Source organism: Deltaproteobacteria bacterium CG11_big_fil_rev_8_21_14_0_20_49_13, from assembly GCA_002796305.1.
GTDB lineage: Bacteria > UBA10199 > UBA10199.
Map to the genome: position 1 here is coordinate 1 of PCWZ01000002.1, position 25,338 is coordinate 25,338.

At 49.1% G+C, this 25,338-nt stretch carries 24 protein-coding genes; 3 read left to right on the top strand and 21 right to left on the bottom strand.

Annotated elements, in window-relative coordinates; genetic code table 11:
* Positions 1-27: 27 nt before the first annotated feature.
* From COV46_00015 to COV46_00090, 16 genes are all read right to left on the bottom strand, one after another.
* Entirely contained in the window at positions 28-546 is a 519-nt protein-coding gene (locus COV46_00015) for an adenine phosphoribosyltransferase (GenBank protein PIR18422.1), read from the bottom strand.
* 58 nt (positions 547-604) lie between these two features.
* Positions 605-1,339 carry a hypothetical protein gene (locus COV46_00020; protein ID PIR18423.1) on the bottom strand — a complete coding sequence of 245 codons (735 nt, stop codon included), beginning with the start codon at positions 1,337-1,339 and terminating at the stop codon, positions 605-607.
* On the bottom strand, positions 1,317-2,012 hold the full coding sequence (locus tag COV46_00025) for a protein-L-isoaspartate O-methyltransferase (protein PIR18424.1): 696 nt from the start codon (positions 2,010-2,012) through the stop codon (positions 1,317-1,319). Before COV46_00025 ends, COV46_00020 begins: the two co-directional genes overlap by 23 nt.
* A complete protein-coding gene (locus tag COV46_00030) occupies positions 2,012-2,815 on the bottom strand; it encodes a 5'/3'-nucleotidase SurE (GenBank protein PIR18425.1) in 804 nt (267 codons plus the stop codon). Before COV46_00030 ends, COV46_00025 begins: the two co-directional genes overlap by 1 nt.
* A 3-nt stretch (positions 2,816-2,818) precedes the next feature.
* Positions 2,819-3,730, bottom strand: coding sequence for a type II secretion system protein GspN (gene gspN, locus COV46_00035; protein PIR18426.1), 912 nt, complete (start codon positions 3,728-3,730; stop codon positions 2,819-2,821).
* Between the two features lie 229 nt (positions 3,731-3,959).
* Positions 3,960-4,556, bottom strand: coding sequence for a hypothetical protein (locus COV46_00040; protein ID PIR18427.1), 597 nt, complete (start codon positions 4,554-4,556; stop codon positions 3,960-3,962).
* A gap of 3 nt (positions 4,557-4,559) precedes the next feature.
* Positions 4,560-6,227, bottom strand: coding sequence for a hypothetical protein (locus COV46_00045; protein PIR18428.1), 1,668 nt, complete (start codon positions 6,225-6,227; stop codon positions 4,560-4,562).
* A 66-nt stretch (positions 6,228-6,293) separates the two neighbouring features.
* The gene (locus COV46_00050; protein ID PIR18429.1) at positions 6,294-7,541 is read right to left on the bottom strand and encodes a hypothetical protein; all 1,248 of its coding nucleotides are present in this window, start codon (positions 7,539-7,541) and stop codon (positions 6,294-6,296) included.
* 1 nt (position 7,542) lies between these two features.
* On the bottom strand, positions 7,543-8,226 hold the full coding sequence (locus COV46_00055; protein ID PIR18430.1) for a hypothetical protein: 684 nt from the start codon (positions 8,224-8,226) through the stop codon (positions 7,543-7,545).
* A gap of 1 nt (position 8,227) precedes the next feature.
* Complete coding sequence (locus tag COV46_00060; protein ID PIR18431.1) at positions 8,228-8,692, bottom strand: hypothetical protein; 465 nt, start codon at positions 8,690-8,692, stop codon at positions 8,228-8,230.
* A gap of 499 nt (positions 8,693-9,191) precedes the next feature.
* Positions 9,192-9,869 (bottom strand): hypothetical protein, encoded by a 678-nt coding sequence (locus tag COV46_00065; protein ID PIR18432.1) that lies wholly within the window; start codon positions 9,867-9,869, stop codon positions 9,192-9,194.
* The gene (locus COV46_00070) at positions 9,866-10,264 is read right to left on the bottom strand and encodes a type II secretion system protein GspG (GenBank protein ID PIR18433.1); all 399 of its coding nucleotides are present in this window, start codon (positions 10,262-10,264) and stop codon (positions 9,866-9,868) included. The genes COV46_00065 and COV46_00070 overlap by 4 nt, the downstream gene beginning before the upstream one ends.
* Positions 10,265-10,283: 19 nt before the next feature.
* Complete coding sequence (gspF, locus tag COV46_00075; GenBank protein ID PIR18434.1) at positions 10,284-11,525, bottom strand: type II secretion system protein GspF; 1,242 nt, start codon at positions 11,523-11,525, stop codon at positions 10,284-10,286.
* A 5-nt stretch (positions 11,526-11,530) separates the two neighbouring features.
* Entirely contained in the window at positions 11,531-13,228 is a 1,698-nt protein-coding gene (gene gspE / locus COV46_00080; protein ID PIR18435.1) for a type II secretion system protein GspE, read from the bottom strand.
* Between the two features lie 2 nt (positions 13,229-13,230).
* On the bottom strand, positions 13,231-15,669 hold the full coding sequence (gspD, locus tag COV46_00085; protein PIR18436.1) for a type II secretion system protein GspD: 2,439 nt from the start codon (positions 15,667-15,669) through the stop codon (positions 13,231-13,233).
* Entirely contained in the window at positions 15,656-16,576 is a 921-nt protein-coding gene (locus COV46_00090) for a hypothetical protein (protein ID PIR18437.1), read from the bottom strand. The genes gspD and COV46_00090 overlap by 14 nt, the downstream gene beginning before the upstream one ends.
* Positions 16,577-16,741: 165 nt before the next feature.
* Between COV46_00090 and COV46_00095 the strand changes: the two genes are divergently transcribed.
* Positions 16,742-18,328 carry an L-aspartate oxidase gene (locus tag COV46_00095; GenBank protein ID PIR18438.1) on the top strand — a complete coding sequence of 529 codons (1,587 nt, stop codon included), beginning with the start codon at positions 16,742-16,744 and terminating at the stop codon, positions 18,326-18,328.
* Here COV46_00095 and COV46_00100 read toward each other — a convergent pair.
* The 4 genes from COV46_00100 to COV46_00115 all read right to left on the bottom strand — a co-directional run bounded on the left by COV46_00100 (position 18,321) and on the right by COV46_00115 (position 21,503).
* Positions 18,321-18,842, bottom strand: a complete 522-nt coding sequence (locus tag COV46_00100) for a hypothetical protein (protein PIR18439.1) — start codon at positions 18,840-18,842, stop codon at positions 18,321-18,323. The genes COV46_00095 and COV46_00100 overlap by 8 nt on opposite strands.
* A complete protein-coding gene (locus tag COV46_00105) occupies positions 18,808-19,746 on the bottom strand; it encodes a hypothetical protein (protein ID PIR18440.1) in 939 nt (312 codons plus the stop codon). Before COV46_00105 ends, COV46_00100 begins: the two co-directional genes overlap by 35 nt.
* Positions 19,747-19,751: 5 nt before the next feature.
* Positions 19,752-20,813: a molecular chaperone DnaJ gene (gene dnaJ / locus COV46_00110; protein PIR18441.1), complete on the bottom strand. Its 1,062-nt coding sequence runs from the start codon at positions 20,811-20,813 to the stop codon at positions 19,752-19,754.
* A 135-nt stretch (positions 20,814-20,948) separates the two neighbouring features.
* Complete coding sequence (locus tag COV46_00115) at positions 20,949-21,503, bottom strand: hypothetical protein (GenBank protein PIR18442.1); 555 nt, start codon at positions 21,501-21,503, stop codon at positions 20,949-20,951.
* 201 nt (positions 21,504-21,704) lie between these two features.
* Here COV46_00115 and COV46_00120 point away from each other — a divergent pair, with 201 nt between their 5' ends.
* Positions 21,705-23,630, top strand: a complete 1,926-nt coding sequence (locus tag COV46_00120; GenBank protein ID PIR18443.1) for a molecular chaperone DnaK — start codon at positions 21,705-21,707, stop codon at positions 23,628-23,630.
* Positions 23,631-23,861: 231 nt separating this feature from the next.
* On the opposite strand, the gene COV46_00125 is transcribed toward COV46_00120, so the two are convergent.
* Positions 23,862-24,293, bottom strand: coding sequence for a hypothetical protein (locus COV46_00125; GenBank protein PIR18444.1), 432 nt, complete (start codon positions 24,291-24,293; stop codon positions 23,862-23,864).
* Positions 24,294-24,403: 110 nt separating this feature from the next.
* On the opposite strand from COV46_00125, the gene COV46_00130 reads away from it, so the two are divergent.
* Positions 24,404-25,338, top strand: a 935-nt coding sequence (locus COV46_00130; GenBank protein PIR18445.1) for a hypothetical protein, incomplete at its 3' end; no start/stop codon positions are given.

The window sequence follows — 25,338 nt, forward strand, 5'->3', positions numbered from 1 at the left end:
AGAACAAGCAGGTTTTTAGAGGCGCCCTTAATTGTATGTTGCGAGGGCGTGGACATCGCTTTTTAATTTGTTGCGCCCGTTAAGGAACGCAAGCTCAACAACAAAAGCGCATTCAACAACATGCCCGCCCTGATTTTCGACCAGAGCGCATGTCGCCGCCGCCGTGCCTCCTGTAGCAAGGAGATCGTCAATGACTATTACCTTGTGGCCTTTGTCAATGGCGTCCACATGCATTTCAATGGTCGCAGACCCATATTCTAAATCGTAAGTGGCTTCAACTGTTTTATAAGGGAGCTTTCCTTTTTTTCTGACCGGCACGAACGGCTTGCCCAGTTTATAGGCGAGCGATGCTCCGAACAAAAAACCCCTCGATTCTATTCCTATTATCGTGTCGAACGTTTTCTTGGAATACCGTGCCGCGAACTCGTCTATCACCCTTGAAAAAACGGCGCTGTTGGAAAGTATGGGGGTGATATCTTTAAATATAATGCCGGGTTTTGGGAAATCAGGGATATCCCTTATGCTTGCCTTGAGTATCGACTCCATATCCGATCCTTTCTCCATAAGAATAAAAAATTTCTACGTGGTTCCTGGGTTGTTCCTGTTATTTTTTGACAGGCAGGAAAAATAGAGGATTTCTTGCTTTTTGTCCATGACGAATTTCAAAGTGTATATGGGCCCCTGTTGCGTTTCCTGTCGCACCCACAAAACCTATGATCTGCCCCTTTTTGACCGTAGCCCCCTTTTTTGCCTTGTTCTGCCTGTTGTGGGCGTATGTGGTAAAGAAATTATCGTCATGTCTTATTATAATAGTGTTCCCGTAGCCTCCAAGCCTGCTCGAAAAGACCACCTTTCCTGCGGCCGCCGCCCTGATGACCGTGCCGGATCGTGCGGCGATGTCTATCCCGTCGTGTCTCCGGCCGTTCCTTATGCCGAAGTTGGACACCACTGTGCCACCGACCGGCCAGACGAACCTTGTGCGGTCGGTCTGGATCGGGGCGTTGAACAGTTGCTCTCGTTCTTTCCGTGGCAGTTTTTTGAACGATTCCTTCTTGGGCCTATCGGGTAGATAGAGCCTTGTGCCGGGTCCTATCTTGGTTCCGTCCTCGATATTGTTCAGCTCCGCAAGGTCCTGCACGGAAACTCTGTAGGCCTTGGCGACCCTCCAGATAGTCTCGCCCGACTGAACACGATGGAACTTTCCCTTGGCGTCGAAAGAGGTAGCGCAGGAGAAGAGGAATGAGGCAAGAAACAGGAAGCAAGAAGCAAGAAGAACCCTTTTAAGGGATCCCGCCTTACACTTCATGGCCCATGCTTCATGCATCTTTCTTCCACCCATATTCACCTATAAGCTTTACGAACCTGCAGCCCGAAACGGACTCCTCCTTAAAAGAGCTCCCGATCCTTGTGATTATCTTGAGCGTCTGCACCTCCTCGCCACCGACAGGAATGACGAGCCTTCCGCCATCAGCAAGCTGTTCTACAAGCGCCTCAGGAATGACCGGAGCTCCGGCGGTGACTATGATGCCGTCGAACGGAGCGTTTTCCGGCCAGCCAAGCGTTCCGTCGCCTATCCTAAGCGTAAAATTCACATAACCTATTTCATAAAGTATCCGCCGCGCCCTGTTAGAAAGAGAAGATATCCTTTCAATGGAATATACTTTCTTGGCAAGCTCACAAAGAATGGCCGCCTGATAACCGCTGCCGGTGCCTATCTCCAATATCTTTTCAGTTCCCTTAAGGTGCAAAAGCGCGCTCATCATTGCAACTATCAAGGGCTGCGATATCGTCTGCCCTTCGCCTATATTGAGCGGCCGGTCGCTGTACGCCTGCGCGACGAGGCCTTCCGGCACGAACCTTTCGCGGGGGACCTTCGACATGGCCGCAAGAACCCTTCCGTCCTTTATCTGGGGCCTTATGTCCATCTCCAACATCCTCTTACGGGCGATGTAGTAGCCGTTCTGCGTAACGGTTAAATGGGATTTTTGATATTGAGCGTGACGGGTCGACATTAAAATCTCCAATTTTTCATTTTGCCGATAAAAGAACGGGAAGTGGGATCGACAATGATAGGTGTTATCGAGATATGATCTTCAGAAATGGCGTTGCAGTCCGAACCCTTGATATTATCAAAGCCGGTCTCCTCTCCGTGGATCCAGTAATACTTTCCGCCTCTTGGGTCCATGTTCTCGGACATTATATTGGAATAGTTCTTCTTTCCTAAGCAGGTTATCTTGAGCCCTTTGATCTCACGCGCATTTTTGCTCGGGACATTTACGTTCAATATTAACCCTTTTGGCAGACCTTTTTCAAGTACGGTCGAGGCCACCCTTGCGGCAAAGGCGGCGGCCGCTCCATATTTCAGCTCTCCCTTGGTCCTCGTAATATATCCTACCGAGACGGCAACGGAAGGTATCCCCATGAGCCCGCCTTCCATTGCGGCGGAGACAGTGCCTGAATAATGTATGTCGTCTCCCAGATTGGGCCCGCGGTTGATCCCGGAGAAGACAAGGTCGGGCTTGTGCCCTTTAAGGATCAAATGAACGCCTAAATTTATGCAATCGGTAGGTGTCCCATCCACGCCGTAGACGTTCTTTCGGACCTTGTCGCAGCGCAAGGGTTTGTAAAGAGAAAGCGCGTGACTGGTGGCGCTCTGTTCGGTAGTCGGTGCAACAACAAGAATGTCGCCAACACGTGCCAGCGAAGATGCAAGCGCCTTAAGTCCATCCGCATGGATCCCGTCATCGTTGGTGACAAGGATGAGAGGCCGCCTTCTTTTGTGGGTCCTGTATTTTATCCCTTTATCGAGAGGCATTTTTTAGAGTGGCAAGGTGAAATCGCCGATCTTGATTGAAGGCTGTCCCAGCCTTCCGGTTATAGTTATCGGATATGTCCCGTCCGGCTGTTTTTGTTTTTCTACCATAAAGAGGATCGGGACCGCCTGTTCAAGCTTCTGGCTCACGGAGAACGTCCCTCTCAGGTTCATTCTGTAATTCTTGGCCGATGATGACATGAAGATGTCTCCGGTCAGGTCCATATTGAGATCGCCGTCCTTGAGCTTGAGCTCTTTGACCTTAATAGAACCCTTTGAAAGTTCGATCTTTATCGTGGAACCTTTCTTGGCAAGGAAAAGTTCCGGCACATTGAACGCCCCTCCTTCGCCGAACCGCAACTCCCCTTCCTTGAGCGTTATGTTATTGATGTCAAGGTTGGCTGAACCCGTGCTCTGGATTATCTGCTTATTGTTTATGTTCAGGCGTATAGAGCCATCGATCGCGCTAACGAGCTTTGCCGTTCCGTCGCCCGTAAGAAAGCCCATGTCCCCGATGTTAAAATCCGAAAGGTCGCTTTCAAAATTAAATCCCTCATCTGTTGCCTTGTAGGATCCTTCGATCTCGCTCTTCTTATTGATTATGTCGAAACTTACGTTGCTCCTGCCAAAAAGCAGAGATGACAGGCTCGTCCGCGCTTTTATTTTGGACGCTTCCCATGTGGTGGAGACCTGATCGCCAGAATGTTTGAGTATCTTAACGTTCTTAAGGGTCGCGCCCGTGAAAAAGCTCGGGGAAAAATCGCTTATCCTTACATCGTAATCTCCGCCTAACTGCTGCATCGCGGCCTGGACCATCCTCTCCTTCAGGATGTCATACGGAAAGGTCCAATAGAGGAAGAAGAAGAACGATATCACAAAAAGAACGATATATCCTACGTATCTGATCAATTTCGGCATATTATAGCATTTTAACCTTTGGTTAGTAATACTTTTGGGGCGCCTCTAAAAACCTGCTTGTTCTGTCATTGCGAGCCCCGAAGGGGCGCGGCAATCCCCCATAAACACTTGATTTATGGAGATTGCTTCGGTCACTACGCTTCCTCGCAATGACACGCCAATGGGTTTTTAGAGGCGCCCTTTGTTAAATACTATATCATAGATTTCCGAACCGCTGTACCGCCTTTTATCATCCGCCTTCGCCCGAGAGCTTGAACGTAGACACCGTGAACGACGCGTCCATTAATTTTTTATTGTCGTAGCGCGGTTTGGCGTGAAGCTGTTTTATCCTCAGCACACGCGTCCTTTCGCTCTCTATCTTATAAAGATAGTCGATCAACTGAGCGATGGTGAGCTTTGAGACCCTTACATCTACGCTTGACTCATCGTATATCTCAGAAGGTATCAACGGACGTTCTTTTAAAGAATCTACGTTCTCTTTAACACCGGTCTGGGAGGCTATATTCTCAAGCGTTGTGGATATGGAGGTGTCAAAACCCGATTTCATCTGGGACTCTATGGCCGAAAGCTTGACCTTTTCCCTGTTGTAGTCTGCTATCTCCCTCATGACGTCGTTTATCTTCTCCCTTCCGGTCGATATCTCGTTCTCCATCATGGATATCTTTCCACCGGCAAGCGATATCGGCATGACTATGACGATGATAAGCATGATGCCGGTAGCCACCATTGCGATGATCTGTTCGCGCGGCTGCATACCGAGGAAGGTGTTGAACAGGGCTTCCGGGTTCAAACGTTCGAATATTGCGTATCTGCTCTTAAGAGACATTTGTTAAAATCCTTCTGTCTTCTTCCCCTTTGAAGGTTTTTGTTCCGAAGTTTTTTCGGTCCTTGACTCCGGGCCTTTTAGATCAAGGGTAATGTCGAACTTGATCTCGTCCTTAACGCCCTTTCTGACGTTGCCGGTGGCGACGTTCTTGAACTTGGGGTTCTTATCGAGAGAGACCTTTATCTTATCGACCGCCTCGAAGGAGGTGGTCCTTCCTGCCATCTTTAGTTTCCCGGCCTGGTAATTGAAATCCTCTATATCTACCTGAACCTCTTCGCGCGACGGAAAAGATGCCGAGGCCTCCCTAAGCACGTCAAGCGAGGATGAGCCCATGGCCATAGAGAGCTTCCCAAGCCTGTCGCTCACATCGTTGCGGCGCTGTTTTACCGTTTGCAACGCCGCCGATGCGGTGGTAAGGCGCTTTACACTGACATCGGGTATGGCCTGCACCACAAGATTGGCGATGTCCTTATTTACTTCGGAGACTTTCTTAGAGAGAGAAAAATATCTTATACCGAAATAAGAGACAGGCAGAATGATGACGACAGCCGCGGCTATGGCCATCTTTCTTATGCCGCCGCCTATCTCCTTAACATCGCCCTTATAGACGAACTCGTCCTTCCTGAAATTTATTTCAGGAAGGCCTGCGGGCGCAACACCTCTTAGCGCAAGAGCTAGCGCCTGAGGAATGAGCTGAAGGTGAACATCGCTGGACTCAAGTCTTGAAAAATGGAACTCGAGACAGTCGAGAAATGCGACATTCTGTTTGAGTTTGACAGTTAAATAACGGTCAAGGCCGGGCATCCTTGAAGTACCGCCGGAGAGATAGATACCCGAGACCGCTTCTCCCTCTTCATCCTGATATGCAAAGAACGTCTGGCGCAAGTGAAGCGTTAATTCGTCGGCCACCGTTCTGATCGTTTCGAATATCTGTTTTGTAAGGTCGTCGAGCGCCCCTTCTTTTTCAAGATTCACCTGCCCCATTTCGATCTTTAATTTTTCGGCCTCTTCCGTGGGGACGTTGAGCCTTGCGGCGATGGCATCCGTAAAATGGTAGCCGCCTATCATTATGGTGCGCGTATATATGAGATTCTTTCCCTTGCAGATAGTGACGGTGGTCTTTTTGTGACCGACATCCACAAGCGCAAAAACGCCTTCCGGAGGGACCATGCCCAAGTTGACAAGATTCACCAGCTCCACGCCTTCAACGCAGACGATCCTCGGGTCTACCCCTGAATTCTCAAGTAGCGTCAGGTATTTTGCAAAACTCCCCTTGGGGGCGTACATAACAAGCACCTTGGAAGATTCTTTGGTAAGTTTTACGATGTGGTAATCAACGACGACATCGGCAAGTTCGTAAGGGATATAGTTCTCAAGCTCGAACTCTATCGTTTGGTCTATCTTTTTTTTGCTGCCGAAAGGAAGTGTGATGAGCCTGGAAGATACATATTGTCCGGGAAGCCCGACTATCGCCTGGTCCCATGTGAGCGCGTTATCCTCAATGATGCCAGTGATGGCGGCAGATGTCGCCTCTTCCGGCGTCAGAAGTTCGCTATATTGTATCTGACGCTCGAAGAACTTCACCATTTCGAAGCTTTTAAAGGTCCGCCTTATCTGGGCGGCCTTTATGGAATAACTTCCGACATCGATGCCTAATATGTTCTGCGGCATAACTAAAACGGTTTAAAGGCCTATAGATTTGAAGGTTTTAACCTATTAACCTACTAACTTATCAACCTAATAAACTTTGTAATAGAGCATTCTCCATCTTTTAGGATCGGTATTTTTTATATCCAGAACGGTCATGATATTTACCATAGTCTCGTTCACTTGTCCCGTTAATTTTAACGAAAAATAACGGGATTCCGTCGTTATAAAATTGGCGAAGCCGCCGGTAGTTGAACCTTGCGACTGCGAACCTATTCCAAGGGCCGCATCGAGGTCGGCGGCTATCTTGTTTACCTGTGCCTGGGCTCCGGTACAGCCGAATTTGACCGTATCAACGAGCTTTTTCTTGAGTTCGGGGTCTTTCTGGTTCAATGGCGGAAGATTGGGGTTCTGTGCGGCATAGGCAAGGATAAGCGTCCAGACCACCTCGTCCTCTGCTATACAGACATTGACCTTGTTATCACCGTAGACGGTGAACATATCCTGGACAGGCATGAACCATGTATCGTCTATTCCGTCCACAAGATGGATCTCGTCCAGCGACAGGAGCTTGGCGTTGACCGGTTTCGCATCGTTCTCGTTCGTATAGAGCGAATCCTCCATCCCCTGCGTCATGTTCCCAAGTTCGTTTATCACGTCGTTCTTATCCACCCAGTCGGCCACGTTCCTCACCGATTCGTCTATTTTCTCCGGCGTGATGCCGGTGAAAAGCTTGCTAAATCTCTCCTGTTTCAGAAAGTTCGCGATGAGTATCTTATAGGAATCGTAGGGGTTGTTGCCGGAAAGCGCCTGCTGGGCCGGATCGACCCCGTAGAAGTAATTGAAATTTATCTTTCCGCCTTCGTCCTCACACTGTCCGTCAAAATCACCGTCAAAGGCCAGGAATTCCTGCGCGCTCTCTGATTCGAAGGCCGTTGCAGAACTATCCTTTTCCGGCTCTTTTCCTTCCGCAGGCCCGGCCACTTCGGACCCGGGCATGACCGGCAGTGCGCCGCCCATAAAAAAGCCCCTTATAAGCGCCGTTGAGAACGGGAACTGCTGGCACATTGGCTCGCTCAAGTTTATGGGGAGGTTGTTTATCGCCGAAGCTATAGGGGAAGATGCGATCTGATATTTGAGCTGTTTGTCTATCTTGATCTCCACCTTCATCAGGTTAAGCGCCGACTCGGCAAGATAGAAGGCCTGCAGGCGCTCCCTTTCGTTGACCGCTATCTTGTAATTGATGTTAGTGCTGTAGACGAACTCGAGTATCACCATGCTGAGGAGCATGATCGCCGAGATGACCATCATCAGTGCTATGCCTTTTTGATTTCTCATCTTAAAAATCTATCAGACCCGAGGAAAGAGGAAGCAATGTTTCTGTCGTAAAAAACATCTCTTCCTCTTCGCTCTTAGGATCTGTGAATACCAGCGTTATCCTTACCGCACGCGGAAGTTTGCCTAAATATACGGGGTCCTTCGTGTTCCAGTCACCTCTCCATTCGCTCTTGGCCGTGTCGTAGTACTCAAGATTGAACTTCTTGACATTTTCGGCCACGGGAAAAGAGACGCCCGCATCTTTAATGTCCTTCTCGAACGAAAAGAGGTCCTTCCTCATCAGGCAGGACTTTTTTTCTTCGCTGTCCGGACACTCCTCAAGAGAATAGGCGATCTTGACCACGTCACCCTTCTTTTCGTTCTTGATGAGCCTTGTGTTGGAAAAGCTCATGAAATAGACATAGTCGGAGTCTCCCCTGTCCTCTCCTATGAACTGCGTCTCAAAATATGGTGTTCCGTCCGACTTTCTTCCCTGAAGGGCCGGCGCTACAAGAAACGCCATGGAAAGGTCGTCGGTCAATCTTTTGAGCGATATCCTTGCATACTGAAAAACGCTGTCATATTTGCCGGCCTTTTCGGTGCCCCGATATGCGTTGGATGTGATCTGCCATATCATCATCGACATTATGGCAAGGATGAAGACGGCGATAAGGACTTCAAGTAATGTGAAACCTTTCTTATTCATATTACATTTTAGCGATATGCGTGGTCACGCTGAACGACTTTTCAGTTTCCATCTCCATCCAGGAGATGGTAAGTTTTATCTCTCTGATGGCGTCCGATATCTGCTTTGTCATCATCTCCATCATCTGTTTGTTAGCCTCCCCTGCATTGTCGCCCAGCGGGGGGAGCGGAAGTTCGACCTTTCTTATCTCCACCTTCCATTTGTATTCGTCGTACGGTTTTTCAAATTCCCCGGCGTCCGACTTTTCTTCAGGAAATGCCCCCTTTGTTATCTCTTTTTCTACATCAATCTGGGTGTCGGTCATCTTTGCGCGGGCAAGGGCAACGGCGACGCTTAGGCGTCTCGCCTTGGCGTCGTTTACATAGCCGCGCGCGTGAAAGCTCACGAGCGCGGTCATGGCAAAGGCGAAGATAGCGAGCGCCAGCATCACCTCTAAAAGTGTGAATCCCTTTTTCATATAAATCATCAACTTTCCATAATGTCCAATATGCGACCGGTTTTGCAGGAGCGGGTAAGGTGTTCAAGCGACCGGTGTCCGGATTTGCTCAAACGCCGCAAATCCGGCACCTAGGGCCGCTCGGTCACGGCGGTTATAAAACGGGCTGCCGTTGCCGTGCCCTCCGCGACGTCGCTTTCACACCTCACCCGCCCCTTCAAAACACGCGACAACTTTCTAGTGAAGCAGTCATTAGAGTTTAAACAGGTGACTGGCTGTCCATGAAGCCGCTTGCGTTCCCGAGCGGAACGCGAGGGATGAGGTGTTTGCCGTATGAGGAAGTAAAACCTGTCGTGGCTTTAAAATTTGGCGCCTGAACGAGCTTGTCGCAGTGAAGACGCCAAATTTTATGATTTTAAAAGCCGCACAGGTTTTACGACCGAAAAGGCAAATACCTCAAGCGCGGCTGAATGGACAGTCAGTTACCTGTTTATCTCTAACGTCGCGGAATGGACATTATATCAAAGAACTATTTGCTAACTGATTCAAGTTTTCTGTATTCAGGCTGTATGTCAACATCACCGGTGAACGGATTTATCTTGACCGAGAGCTGTTTTTCATCCGCCTCGTCCTTGAAATTAATGATAGCGGCCTCGGCCGATCCATTCTGAAAGAAGTATATGTATGCCCTGCCGCCGCCTACCGGCTCCTTATCGTGGCTTGTGTATACATCTTTGAACATGATGCCGCTAGGAAGCTTCTTTGTCTCCAAAAGAGGCGTTTCTATGGAGCCGAATGTCGGCTCGAGAGGCTCGATCGCCGGCGCTTCACTTGCGGCCTCCTCGCCGGACTCGGAGGTCGCCCCTTCGACCTTTTTGGACTCTTCCCTGTCCTTGTTCTTTTCCAGATCTTCTTTAAGTCTTTTTGTCTTTTCCTGTTCTTCCGGGGTCTCTAGAAGGAACTTTTCAGAGGTCCCTTCTGCCCAATAGGTGTTGTTCTCGAAATCTAGGACGAGCCTGTTGGTCTTATTCTCCGTAACGGCGGAATTGAAAAGATACTTTATCGTGCTCGCCATCCTCCACGAAAGCTCCCTTGCCTTTGAGCGGAAGGTGTTCGTAAGAAGAGAAGTGCCTATGAATGCCATCGTGGCAATGATGACAAGCACGATCATTACTTCAATAAGCGTGAATCCTTTGTTTCGGGTCATTTTCCCACTTCGGATAGTCTTATATCGTCCTCTGTGCCGGGCGTTCCGTCAGGACCGTCAGATATTATATCGAACGGCTTGCCGTTCTGTCCGGGCACCTCATAATGGAAAGGGTTGCCAAAACCGTCGTTGGGCACTGTTTCCATATATTCTGGTTCCAATGACGAAAGTCCGTCGCCGACCGTTGGGATCTTGTTGTGGTCCAGCTGATATTCGGTTATCGCCTGCGAGAGCTGATGCATTGCAAGCTGTGTGGTCTTTATCTTTGCCTTACCGAACTGTTTGATGACCCTGCTCCCGACAAGCGTCATCACAAGGCCCAAAATGGTAATGACTATCAATATTTCGATGAGCGTCATACCTCGTTGTCCCGCCATCCCCCTTAGTCTGTTCATACCATGCTCCTTTCTTTGGTTATCTTCCAAGTGAACCAAGATCACCCATTTGTAGAATGGGTAATAAAATAGATATAACAACGAACGTAATGGCGCCGCCCATTACCATGATCAGTATCGGTTCCAACAGAGAGAGCATGGTAGAGACGGCGTTGTCTACCTGCGCATCGTAAGTATCGGAGATGCGCTCAAGCATCCCTTCAAGCGAACCTGTCTTTTCACCTATCGATATCATGTGGGTCACAAGAGGCGGAAAATGCCCGCTCCTTTTGAGGGGCTCGGCGATCGATTCACCTTCTTTTACGCTGTCGCGGGTATCTTCTACCGCCTTCAGTAAGACCACGTTCCCGACGACGTTCTTGACTATATCCATTGCCATAAGCATCGGAACGCCGCTCGACAGAAGGGTTGAAAGCGTGCGGGCAAACCTTGATATAGCGACAAGCCTCACAAGATTTCCGAAGACGGGCATTCTAAGGAGTAGCCCGTCCTTGTATTCCCTGCCCGCCGGCCTCTTGATCCATTTCATTAAGAAGTATATGCCAACACCAAGTAATATAAGGATAATATACCAATAGTCTGAAAGTGTTCCGCTGATAAATATGAGTATCCGGGTAGGAAGGGGAAGCACCATCTTCTGCCCCTTGAATATGGCCGTCATCTTGGGGACCATGAAGGTCAAAAGGACCGTCATGAGGCCTACACCCACTACACCCATGATTATGGGATAGATCATGGCACCGGTTACCTTGCTCCTTATCTTATCCTGGTTTTCGGTGAAATCGGCGAGCCTTGAAAGGACGATATCAAGGGCGCCGCTGTTCTCACCCGCGTTGACCATATTGATATACATCCCGTTGAAGACCTTGGGGTAGGCCTTCATGGTATCCGACCACTTGGCCCCCTCGACCACCTTCTGTCTCATTTCGGAAACGATGTTCTTTAATTTTTCGTTCGATATTTGTTCGGACATCGCCTGAAGCGCATCGACAAGCGGAACGTGCGCGGCAAGAAGCGTCGACATCTGGCGGGTCATGAGCGATACCTCCTGCTTCTTAATGCCGCTGAATAACTTTTTAAAGTCGTACTGCGCCGAAAGGCCCATTTTCGCGGACCTTATCGATCCGCCGAGCGCAAGCGAGGTCGGGAATATTCCTGATTTGCGGAGCTTTGCGCGCGCCACCTTCTCGTTCTCGGCCTCCATTGAGCCCGTAACGTTCTTTCCCTTGTCGTTGATACCTGAATATGAATATGCCGGCATATATTTTAAGCGTTATCCTGAATCACCCTTAACACCTCTTCCACGGTCGTAAGCCCCTGCAATATCTTTGTTGCCGCATCGCCCATGAGCGTTGTCATTCCGGTGCCCGCCGCGACCTTTCTAATAGACGAAGCGTCCGACCCTTTCATGATCTCCGCCCTTATCTCATCGTTCATGAGCATGAATTCGTATATAGCGAGTCGTCCCATGTAACCTGTTTCAAGACAATTGGGGCAACCGACGGCCTTGTACAACTGTCTTCCTCGAAGGTCATCAAGCGTAAGACCCAGTTTTTCTAGCTCTTCGGCAGGAGGATTGTATTTCTTTGCGCAATCGTGACAGACGGTTCTTACCAGCCTCTGGGCGATGACACCTATGATCGAGGAAGAAACAAGGAACGGTTCCACTCCCATTTCGACAAGCCTCGAGACCGTGGCCGGAGCATCGTTGGTATGGAGAGTTGAAATGACCAAATGGCCTGTTAGCGATGCCTGAATGGCGATCTCGGCGGTCTCTCTGTCACGAATTTCTCCGACCATTATCACGTCTGGGTCTTGACGCAAGAATGCGCGAAGGCCTGCGGCGAACGTCAGTTCTATCTTGGGATTGACCTGCACCTGATTTATCCCCGCGATCTGATATTCTATCGGGTCTTCAATGGTTATTATCTTTATATCTTTTGAGTTGATCTTTGAAAGCGCGGCATAAAGTGTTGTGGTCTTACCGGAACCGGTGGGGCCGGTGACCAGGATGATCCCGTGGCTCTTAGTGATAAGTTCGTGCATCCAGTCGAGTTGCCTTCCCTGAAGGCCCAGAGAATTAAGGTCGAGAAGGACCGCGCTCTTATCCAAAAGACGCATCACAACGCTTTCGCCGAAGGCCGTTGGTATAGTAGAAACACGGATGTCGATATCCTTCCCCGCGATCTTTATCCTGATGCGGCCGTCCTGCGGCAACCTCTTTTCGGCGATGTTAAGACCCGCCATGATCTTGACGCGCGAGATGATGGAGTTCTGAGCGCGCTTTGGCGGGTTCATTATGTCGTAAAGGACGCCGTCTATCCTGAAGCGGATGACCAGCTCCTTTTCAAAAGGTTCGATGTGAATATCGCTTGCCTTCTGCTTAACGGCGCGGAAAAGAAGCGAGTTGACGAGCCTTATGATAGGCGCCTCATCGGTGGCATCAAGGAGATCCACCGGCTCGTCGAAATCGGCGTTGATCTCCCCCATGTTCTGATCAAGATCGCCCATCGCATCTTCGCCCGAACCGGTCGCTCGGTTATAGACCGTGTTGATGGCGTTGACTATCTCATATGAACTGGCGATGACAGGTTTTATATCGCTCGCGAACAATGTGCGAAGATCGTCTATAACATAAAAATTTGTGGGATCGGCAACGGCAACCACTATAGCGTTTCCCTCTTTTCTTAACGGAAGGACCTCGTTCTTTTTTGAATAGTTAATGGGAAGGTTCTGTATCAGGTCGGCCGGAATGTCATCGGTATTTATTCTATTCTCATATGGGAATCCGAGCTGGATGGAGAGAGCCTTCAAGATATCCTCTGTACGGAGAAACTTGAGCTGAATCAGCGCGTCGCCGAGTTTAATCCCCTTCTCGCGATGAACGGCCAGCGACTGCTCGAGCTGTGCCTCGGTCAGGGTAGTCGTCTCTAAAAGTATGGCTCCTAAGGATCTATCTTCCATAATTAATATGCCAGATCAAGTTCCTCTCCCCTTGCCCCGGGTGCCGGCGGCGGAACGCTTATCACCGGCGCCTTAACGCGCCCCTGCGGCGCCGTTGCAGGAGTAGAAGTGTATGATGACGACCCTGTCGTTACGGGAGTTTGTGTCGTCGCTATAGGTTTCGTGTTTGAACTTTCAGGATGCATCATCTTTCTTGTTTCGCCAAGCTCCGTCTGCGGTTGTTGCGGGGCCGTTATCACCGGCTGTCTCGCCGCCTGAGGAATTGGCGTGGTGGTCACAGACGTAACGGGTTTAAAGGACCTTTCCATATCGCCCTTGAACTCTAGAAGATCTTCGCGATGGTCGGTGATCGATTTTTTGATGGCCGCGCGCTGTCTCTTACCGTAGTTCTCGTCGATGAACTTGTTACGCTCCTCTATCTTCTTCTTTAAGATCGCCGCAAAATCGGTCGGGTCCTTCACAACATGCGGCGTTATGAATATGAGAAGATTGACCTTTTGTTTCGATATCGTGGTCCTTTTGAAGAGGTTCCCGAGTATCGGGATATCTCCAAGGAGCGGGATTTTTGACTTGTCGGTTCCCGATTTGTCCTCCATAAGGCCGCCAAGGACCACCGTCTGTCCGTCTTTGGTAACGACCGATGTTTTGATAGAACGCTCTTTCGTGGGACGCGGGACCTGTGGGTCGTTGGAGACGCCTGAAAAATCTGAGAGAGACTGTTCTATCTTCATGGAAATATTGTCGCCCTCGCCTATCTGAGGAGTGATCTTCAAGATAAGCCCTGTTTCTGATGCCTGCGTTGAATACTGGGTTCCCGTTGCGCTGACGAGAGGATTACCCTTGTAGTATTCCTTTCCTTTGACCTCTATCTTTGCCTCTTCGTTATCCAATGTCAGGATACTTGGAGTTGATATGACGTTAGCATCTCCATAGGTTGAAAGCGCCGAGAAGAAGATGCCGGCGGAGGGAATGTTCTTGGTCGTATCGCCAATAGTGATGGGCACGGTCCCGTTTCCGATGAGCCCACCTAACAATCCCGTCGGAAATGTTGGAACAGCCCCCGACATGAACGAAGAAAGTATGCCGGCGCCGCCGGATGCCCCGGGATAGGGATCGGTAACAAATCCCTTGAACGGGCCTTTGGATAGACCGCCGAACCCTCCCACTCCGTAGTCGCCCCCTTTTCTTACCGTCAACTCCATGACAACGGATTCCAAATAGACCTGCCTTCTTGGAATATCCAACTGTGAAATAACCTTTTCGATGAGAGTTTGATAGTCCTTGGGAGTCGCGGTAATAACGAGAGAGTTCGTCGCCTCATCTGCAGTTATCTTCATGCCGCCTTCAAACTCTGCGACAAGCGGACCGGCGCTTGACCCTTTGGAGCTTTTGCTACCCCCCGAACCGGAGGTGAGAGTTGAAAGCATCTCGGCCATCTGTTTTGCCTGGGCATGCTTCAGGAAATAGACATGTATCTTTCCCTCTCTAGTGGGATCGAGCCGCTGGTCAAGTTTCTGAATGATATTTCTCACCTTGTCGATGGCGCGCCTGCTCGCAAGCACAATAAGGGCGTTCGTTCTTTCATCGGGAATTATCTTAGACACCTCTGCCATCTCTTCAAGCTCGCCTCCCTTTTTGCCTGGCGAACTCCTCTTTGAGGCGGCTTTTTCCCGTTCAAAGAGCTGATTGACCATTTGACCAACATCACGCGCACTGGCGTTATTTACCGGGATGATCTCCAGCACCTGCTGAGGCCCTTCCTGGTCGAGCTCTTTGATTATCTTCATCAAACGGTCGATGTTGGTCCCCGAATCCGTGATAATGAGCGTATTGGTAGCGGGATAGGCAAAAAGATTTCCCTCTCTTGAAACGAGACCTTTGATGGCGTTCGACATTTCAACCGCGCTTATGTTCTGAAGGGCGATGAGCCTTGTAATAAAACTATCGGTAATGGGAGTCGTATCGACATGTGTCGGTATGGGATTTTGAATAGCCTCTTTGAGCGAAATTATCTTTATGACCCCGGCCGGACCCTTGACTATAGTATATCCGGCGACCTCAAGCGCTGAAAGAAATGTCTGATATGCTTCTTCCCTCGTCATCGGTTTTTCCGAGATGATCGTGACCTTTCCCCTTACCTTGTCGTCGATGATGAAGTTGCGTCCGGTAGCTTTGCTTATCTGCTTAATAACATCTTTTATATCGGCGTCCTGCACGTTGAGAAAGACCATCTCCTCTCCATTGGGTCCGGCCGCATTTGCTGTTTCCGGCGGAGCACCTGCGGTGTCACCATGCGAGTCTTGCTCGGTAGCATGGGCAGGTTGGTCTTTAGGAGTTTCGGGGGCGGATCTAACGGAGGAAGATGCGGTCAACAGGAAAAGGCCGAACACCGCGAAAAATAAAAGGCATCTTAACTTGTTAAACTTTTTATCGTATCTCATATTCCACCGTTTGGTTTGCCCCGCCCCTGACGAGGTCAAGAGTAAGGTTCTTTTGTTCTTTTAATTGACTGAATATCTCAAAACCTTTTCTGACATCAAGGTCAATGCCGTTTATCCTGTTGAGAACGTCGCCGCGTTTAAGACCAAGTTTTGAGAATACGCTTCCGGGTTTCACCGAGAGTATCTTCATGCCTGAGACCTTGCCATTCTGAAAGTTCGGGACCGCCCTTATCTCTGTGAAGAGTTTATCAATGTTCTGTATGGCGTTATCTATCTCCTTCTGATCTATGGTGAATTTTCCTTCGGCCGAATCAGCTATTGTATCGCCGGCCGCCGGGCCCTTTGACGCCACGCTAGATCCAAAAGGTTTCGGAGGCCCGAATATCGATTCGCCAGAATTCTCTACAAGCTCGGCGTATTCCAGATGGTTGTTCCTGATGAACTCGATCCTGTCCGGTTTTATCTGCACAAGCCTAACCCCCGGGGAAAACGATCTTTCGTCGTTAACCCCGTAGACATCTATCCCTCCGCTTCCGCCGGAATCTATAGTGGCGGAAGAACGCTTATCTTTACCCTCTCCCATCACAAGTACCGCAAGGACCTTTATACCAAGGCTTGTCCTCACCGCCTCACCTCCGGGAATATACGCGGAATCGGCCCCTCCCTCAGCTGTTGTATCTACAATTGACTCGCTTGAATCAAAAATGTTCCTCTGTTTGATGACAGCGTAATCATCTTCGCTCTTTGGCTGGGGACTCTCTGCCGGCGCTTCCGAAGTTTTAAGGACGCCGATAGATTTTTTTACTTCGAACATCCTGCCCAGATAAACATTGGATATCTTGGCCGCAAAGAACGATACGACAAGGATAAAAAGTATGTGTAACAACCAAGAATATTGTTTCAGCATAACGCCACGAAATTATTTAATAAATTTAAGGGTTCTATGGGGCCCATTTTACACGAAGTTTCTCAAATTGGCAAACAAATTCTATTGTTTTTATTGAGTTTTTTTGAGGCTCGGCCCTGAATCGGCTTGACTTAATAAAACTACCAAGTATCATCCGCAAAATACATGCAGATAAATAGCGATTTTTTGGTCATAGGTAGCGGCATCGCAGGACTTTCCTACGCGTTATCGGTTGCGTCAAATGGAAAGGTCGTTATCGTCACAAAAAAAGAGGGCGATGAGTCGGCTACAGCATACGCCCAGGGCGGAATTGCCTCCGTTATCTCCGAGGCCGATTCCTTTGAGAGCCATGTTGATGATACGATACGCGCCGGCGACGGACTTTGCAATGAAGAGATCGTAAGGATGGTCGTAAGTGAAGGTCCGAGGCAGATAAAGAACCTCGTTGACTGGGGAGTTAGATTTACAAAGAGCGAAGACGCTCCATTTGATCTTACCATGGAGGGAGGCCATTCCCACAGGCGGGTCCTTCATGCGGGAGACTTCACCGGCAAGGAGATAGAACGCGCCCTGCTTCAGGCGATCGCCAATCATCCGAACATAACACTCTACGACAATCATATTGCAGTAGACCTTATCACCGACAAAAAACTGAAGAGATCGCTGGTAACACAGGAGTGCTACGGCGCTTATGTCCTTGATGTAAAAAGGAGGAAGATCGAGACATTTTCTGCGCGCATTACCCTCCTCGCAACAGGCGGCGCGGGAAAGGTATACTTATACACATCAAACCCCGATACGGCATCGGGCGACGGTATAGCGATGGCGTTCAGGGCCGGCGCCATGATCGGGAACATGGAGTTCGTGCAATTCCATCCGACATGTCTCTTCCATCCGAAGGCAAAATCGTTCCTTATATCCGAGGCGGTGCGCGGCGAGGGCGGTATTTTACGACTGGCGGACGGAAGCAGGTTCATGAAAAAATATGACGCCAGAGAAAGCCTTGCTACAAGAGACATCGTGGCAAGGGCCATAGATAAAGAGCTCAAGCGCACCGGTAATGAATACGTACTCCTCGATATCACTCACAAGAAACCTTCGTTCATTAAAAAGCGTTTCCCTAACATATATAAACGATGCCTCTCCTGCGGCATCGATATGACAAAGGAGCCGATACCTGTCGTTCCCGCCGCGCATTATTTCTGCGGCGGAATCCTTACCAACAAAGATGCCGAGACAGGTCTGCACAGACTTTTTGCCTGCGGAGAGAATGCGTGTACCGGACTTCACGGGGCGAACAGGCTTGCCTCCAATTCACTCTTGGAGTCGGTGGTATTTGCCGCAAGGGCGGCAAATAGAGCTCTGGAAATAATAGATGATATGCCAAAAAAGAGCGTCAGAATGCCCGCATGGAACCCCGGAGGAGCGGTCGACAGCGACGAGTCGGTGGTCATCACCCAGAACTGGGACGAGATAAGAAGAACCTTGTGGAACTACGTGGGCATTGCAAGAACAGACAAGAGGCTTGAACGCGCGCTAGCAAGGATAGAGCTCTTGAAAGAAGAGATAAATCAGTATTACTGGAACTTCACCGTCACATCAGATCTTGTGGAGCTTAGAAATCTGGCGGTCGTCGCCGAGCTTGTGATCCGCTCTGCCATTTCAAGGAAAGAGAGCAGAGGCCTTCATTACAATCTGGACCATCCGAACAAGGTCGAGAACTTAAAGAGGGATACCATTCTTTCTACTTAAGGTTCCATTTGAGCTCCGACTGCGCAACTATGCTTCTTAAAATCAGCTTTGGCTCTTTTCCGAGCCCGATCTTAGGGAACTCCACGTAATAAGCCTTTTGCCATCCGTCAAGATGGGGATACAAGATCCAATAGGTGGGTGTGCGAGGGATCGGGTCTACCTTGAAAGGCTGGATCTCTTCGCCGTTCTCGCCTATCAACACGATCTTCCAGACCGAATTCTTATCCATGGAAAATTCACGTAGCTCCTTCTTTACGAAGACCGTCACAAAGAAACCGACCCCCTCGGGAATTTCGATCGGGATGTCCTGATCCATTTTCTTTTCATGGATCAGCTGGCGCTGAGCATCGAGGAGTTCGATGGAAAGATATGTCGCCTTCCATATCAAAATGGCGTCGAGTGTTTCGAACGCAAAGACCCTTCCGGTCTTTGTCCACTTGTTGAGCGTTCTTAGATAACTCCGGCCCGCGTGCGAGATATCAGGTGCGATGATCGACAGTATCGTTATTGACATGACGCCATAGATCAGGAGCTTCTTTTTCATATATATGTCCTTCCTCATCCGCCCTTGCTATCCTTTTGAAGGCGATGATCTGATTGTTGAGCCAGTTGCCTATATCAACGAGCACTTTTTCTCTTTCAACTTCATGAAGGAGCTCGTGGTAAAAACCGGGATAGATCTTCATCTCCTTATTTTGAACGAGAAGGCTGAAATAGAACTTTCTTGTCCCTTCGATTGAGCATATCCTATCCTCGCTTCCGTGCATGAATATCGACGGCACCTTGACCTTATATGCAAGGCGGTGGATGCCGGAGAGGTTCTTCAAGATCTCCGTGCCCAGCCTTGCCGTAACATGCCAGTGCATGAGGGGATCGCTCCGTGAGGCCTCAACGACCTGCTCATCGTGGGAGAGATGGGAAGGCTGAGCATGAGTGTAGAACCTTATGATGGGGAGAACTTTTGATATCTTTCCTGCAAGTTTCTTTTTCCAACCCGGTATCTTTATGAGGGGTTCGATGTTAGGAGAGAGCGCGACGAGGCCCCTCACCCCCTTCGCATACCTTGCAACGAAGTTGATGGCTACCTGACCGCCGAAACTATGCCCGATGAGGAACAGAGGAACGCCGGGCGCCGACGCATGGACCATGTCAACTACCTGCGAAAGGTCGCGAAGATAGTCGTTAAAAGAATGGCAATGCGCTTTTCTGCCGCCGCTGCGGCCGTGACCTCGCTGGTCATACATACACAGGGCGTAATTTTTGCCGATGAGATATTTTGCGAATTCGGCATATCTGCCGATGTGATCCCCCAAACCGTGGACAAAGACTATGGCGGCCTTGGGCTGGTTCGGGATCCAAAGTTCAAAGTAGAGCCTTAGTTTGTCCGGGGTGGTCAAATGTTGAAGTCTTGCGTCCATTATTTTTAAGATCTGATGAACTCTTCCAACAGTTCTTTCTGCTTCTTTGAAAGTTTCTTTGGCGTCTTAACAAAGATCTCGACTATCTGATCCCCCTTCTTTCTGGAATGAACGTTGGTAAAACCTTTATGCTTCATCTTTATATATTCACCCGTTTCGATTCCGGCGGGGATATCTATCTCTTCATTGCCATAAAGGGTTGGAACGGTCAATTTAGTTCCCACGGCCGCCTGAGGGAATGATAAGGGGAGCCTTATTATTACATTGTCATCGTCGCGCCTGAAGAGATCGTGACTTTTTATAGAGACCACAACATAAAGATCTCCGGCCGGACCGCCTGATTCGCCCGCTTCGCCTTCACCTCTTAATATGAGCCTCATGCCGTCTTCGACACCGGCAGGTACTTTAACGCTTATCTGTTTTGATGCACGAACTCTCCCATACCCTCTGCATTCACCGCAAGGTTTTGAGATGACCGTCCCTTCGCCGTGGCATTTGGGACATGTGGTCTGTAACATGAAGAACCCTTGAGAATGAGCGACCTGCCCTCTTCCGCCGCAGGTCTTGCAGGTCTCTCTCGATGTCCCTTCGGCGGCGCCGGAACCGTGACATATCGTGCATATTACCTGTTTTGTGACAGAGACCTCTTTTTCGACACCGAACGCCGACTCTTCAAATGAAATGGATATATCGTGACGAAGGTCCGCCCCCTGACGTGCACGGCTTCTCTTTCTTCCGCCAAAGCTGAAATCACCCATGCCTCCGCCAAAGAACTCCTCAAATATGGAGCCGAACGAGCTGAAGACATCGTCAACTCCGGAAAAACCCCTGAAGCCAGCCCCTTCAAGGCCAGCATGGCCATATGAATCATATAACTGCCGCTTGTGTGAATCCGAAAGGACTTCGTAGGCCTCGCTCGCTTCTTTGAACTGTTCCTCGGCCTTTTTATCGTCGGGATTTCTATCAGGGTGGTATTTCATTGCGGCCTGACGATAGGCCTTTTTTATGTCGCCGGAATCGGAGTCCCTTTTGATGCCCAATATTTCGTAGTAATCACGTTTGTTCATTGCGCCGCTCAAGATAGGTATTTTTGCTGAAAAGTCAATAACTTCATCTACAAAAAAAGCCCCGGTGTCTTACTTTCACCGGGGCTTTCTATAGATACAACTTTTATACCACTTTTTAACTGCCTTTGACCCACATTACTTGGTTGGCTGTATGTCCGTGACCTCATAGCTGTTTCTTGCAGGATTGTATGTGGATGTGATGGTGACCTCTTTTGCCTTAAATTTCTGGACATGATTCTGCTTCCAGTTCGAAGCCAAGGGCAACTCAACTTGCTTTTGGTTATTTAATACAAGGACCGTATTGTCCATTGCGTTCTTGGGATCATACTCATTGAAGCTCTTGATCGTGACTACGTCTTTCTTAACATCACCGGCTCCCGGCTTGATAGCGACCGTTGTGGTCTTCTTGGTGAACTCTCCGGTCTTTTCAACATCTGTCTTTATCGTTTCTTTCTTGAGATCGCCTTTTTTGTATTTTTCGCTGACCTTTGTGTCAGTTACGGTCTCGTTCTTCGTTGTGGTGGTCACCTCTTTTACTTTTTCCTTCATTTCGGGGGTTTTTACTTTTGCCTTTTCTGTGGTGATCGTTTCGCTTCCGACCGTCTTTGTTGTTTCCTTCACCTTCATGGCAGCAGTGTCTGTCGCGCTCGCCTTAAAGGCAACGCCTGCGGCCAATGCGACAGCTACCATCACTACTAGTACATTCTTCATTCTCCCCTCCTTTGTTTTGGGTCGTTCGAGTCGGGCGTTTATACCACAATCTTGCCGATATGCAAAATTATTTTAAAAAATCGGTTATGCCGCCTTGACTTGTATGGTAGCGAACATATATATACGTCCGGGTAGAGTAATAGAGGTTTGGTGTGTTTTTAACGTAAAGGAGCGAAAAATATGGGAAAAATGATAGGCATAGACCTTGGAACGACCAACTCGGTCGTCTCAATAATGGAGGGCAGCCAGCCCAAGATCTTGGTAAATGAAGAGGGTGACAGGTTAACCCCTTCTGTTGTCGCGTGGACCAAAGAGAGCGAAATTCTCGTTGGAAAAATAGCCAAACGTCAGGCCATAGTCAACCCCGAGAACACGGTTTACTCCATCAAGCGTTTCATGGGTCGCAAGTATGATGAGGTTCCGGAAGAGATCAGGATGGTCCCCTACAAGGTCTTCAAGGACGATAACGGCGACGCGATGGTCCAGATAAACGACAAGAAGCTGTCTCCTCCGGAAATTTCTGCTCATGTCCTTCGTAAACTCAAAAAAGCGGCCGAAGATTATCTTGGCGAAACGGTAACGGACGCTGTTATCACCGTTCCCGCCTATTTCAACGACAGCCAGCGCCAGGCAACAAAGGACGCCGGTCAAATCGCCGGGCTAAATGTCAAGCGTATTGTCAACGAACCTACGGCGGCGGCGCTTGCTTATGGTCTAGACAAGAAAAAAGATGAAACAATAGCGGTCTTCGATTTTGGCGGCGGCACCTTCGATGTTTCCATATTGGATGTCGGCCAGAACGTTGTCGAGGTCGTGTCGACCAACGGCGACACGCATCTTGGCGGTGACAACATAGATCAGCGCCTAATGGAACATTTCATTGCCGAGTTCAAGAAGGATACCGGCATAGATGTGAGCCACGACAAAATGGTGCTTCAGCGTTTAAGGGAAGCGGCCGAAAAGGCTAAGATCGAGCTTTCGAACGTCACGGAGACAGAGGTTAACCTCCCCTTCTTAACCGCCGATCAGACGGGACCTAAGCACTTTGTTATGAAGATGAACCGTGCCAAGTTCGAATCGCTTGTCGACGACATCCTTCAGAGGACTCTTGAACCCTGCAAAAAGGCGCTGGCCGACGCGGGAAAGAAACCCTCTGAAATAGACGAAGTCGTGCTCGTTGGCGGTTCCATCCGCATCCCCAAGGTTCAGGAGATGGTCAAAAACTACTTTGGCAAAGAGCCTCACAAAGGCGTCAATCCGGACGAAGTGGTCGCCGCAGGCGCTGCGGTACAAGCAGGCGTTCTTGCCGGTGATGTAAAGGACGTACTGTTGCTCGACGTAACTCCACTTTCTCTCGGTATCGAGACCCTGGGCGGAGTGATGACAAAACTTATCGAACGCAACACCACTATCCCGACAAGAAAGAGCCAGATATTCTCAACGGCCGCAGACAGCCAGGCAAGCGTTGAGATACACGTCCTTCAGGGAGAACGCGAAATGGGAGCCGACAACAGGACCCTGGGCCGCTTTATTCTGGACGGTATCCCTCCTGCACCGCGCGGCGTGCCGCAGATCGAAGTTACATTTGACATCGACGCCAACGGTATCGTCCATGTTACCGCAAAGGACAAGGCCACGAACAAGGAACAGCATATAACCATTACCGCGTCGAGCGGACTTGACAAGAACGATATCGACGGTATCGTTAAAAGCGCCAAGGAACATGAATCGGACGATAAAAAACGACGTGAAGAAATAGACGTAAGGAACCAGGCAGACGCCCTCGTCTATAACACCGAAAAGGTATTGAAAGAGAACAGGGAAAAAGTGCCGGTAGGTGACGCAAAGGCGATAGACGACGCTATAGCCGACTGCAAGAAGGCCATCGAGGCAAAGGAGATAGCAGGTATCAAGAGCGCGATGGAAAAACTAACGGCCGCCAGCCACAAGATGGCCGAGGCAATGTATAAAGCCGGCGCTTCCCAGCCGGGAGCAGGCGGAACGCCGGGAGCCGAAGGCGAACCGAAAAAAGAAGGCGGAGACGGCGAAGACAAGAAGAAGGACGAAAAGGTCGTTGACGCCGAATTCACGGAAACTAAAGAATAAGAGAAATATATTTGAAATACAAAGATCCGCTTGGGAAGAGCCCGGAGCGGGTCTTTTATTTTAAGCAGATAAAATTGACCTGTATTCTTTCTTCTGAGCGGTCACGGCGGTACGATGCGAAACGGCTGTCGCAATGATTGCAGATGGATATGATGTCGATATTCGTGATACCGGCGTCCACAAGGAGCCGACGGTTTATTCTTAAAAAGGGGTCAGGCTTTCCTAATTAGCTTATTTGATTTCACGCACAAAACAGGGAGGATATTTCTTTTTTATGTATGAAGTTATTTTACGTATCACCTTTGACGTATTAGACTCTCGATCTGTTATCTCAATTTCGATCTTCTTTAAGGATTTGGACAACACCGGTTCGCTTCTCCCAAAATATCTGCAAACTTCCTTGGTCTTCTTTCCGCATGACGATCTGCAAATATACGCCACCATTCCCCTTGCTTTGACTCCAACCCTCTCTCTGCTAATAGACCTGATCGCTTCTCGCCCAACGCCGGTTTGTTCCGCCACGATTTTTACAACATCTTCAATGCTCAAGTTGCGATATTCAAAGTCTCCCGCTTGAGCGTCGGCCATCTTAATAATCTCATGCGCAATAATCTTCTTCATCAACAAACACCTTTTGCCTGTTATTGCCTCTTGTAATGACATGATAGAATGCTCCCGGAAATTCAATTCTTGGTTTACGCGCCACGCATAACGAACTATGAAAAATGATAGACTTTGTTAATAGCTAATTAGGAAAGCCTGACCCTGTTCTCTTGTTAAAAGAATATTTTATTCAAGTATTTAGGCGTGCGCTAAAAGTCACCGAATATAAAGCGGAAAACAAGGATTTAACCGGAGACGTGGTGGTTGTGAGCATACCGACGGTTAACACAGAAGAGAGGCGCGCTGAATTTGGTATAAATTTGAGAGGAGAGTTGAACGGAAACAGTGTCAGAATGGTTGCAATAGACGAGGTTCATCATTTGGGAACTAAAGGAGCCGGCGGCAAAGAGAGCTGGAAAGAGTTGATGAGAGTGTTGCGTACAATTTCCCCGCAATTGTATCGTGCAGGATTTACGGCAACTCCAACAGGGCGCGAAGGGCCTTATATAGCTAGGGTTGGAGAGATTTCTTTGATGAGAAGCGGCGTTTTGCCGAGAACGTATGTTGTTGGAGTAGATAGCGGAATTGATTTAAGCGCCGTCAGAGTGAATCGCACAGGCGAAGAGTTTAATGCTCAAGATCTGGAAAATACGTTACTTGGGCGTCCTTGTCGCAATACTAGAATATACGAGCAGTTGGAAAAACATGGCATGCGACAAGACACACGTCCAGGCAGAAAAGCGAATTTACGCAGTACATTGGTATTTGCCGTCGATTTGAACCACGCAAAAATGATGGCGGAGGGTTATGCACAGTATTTTGCAAATAACGAGGGCGGAGATTTAAAAAACAGAAGTTTGAAGGTTATCGGTAACAACCGTGGAAGGATAAACGAAAGGGAAATTGGTGAAGCTCTTGTAGAATATCGCGACGGTACAACAGACGGCATAGTGGCTATCGTATCGGGTCACACACATGACGGCGTATTGAAAAGCGTATTGTCTGCTGTGGAACGCGGTGAAATAGAGGCGGTTTTTAATGTGGACGTTCTTTCAGAAGGCGCTGATTTGCACATGTTTTCGCATTTAGTTGGGGCTCGGCCGAC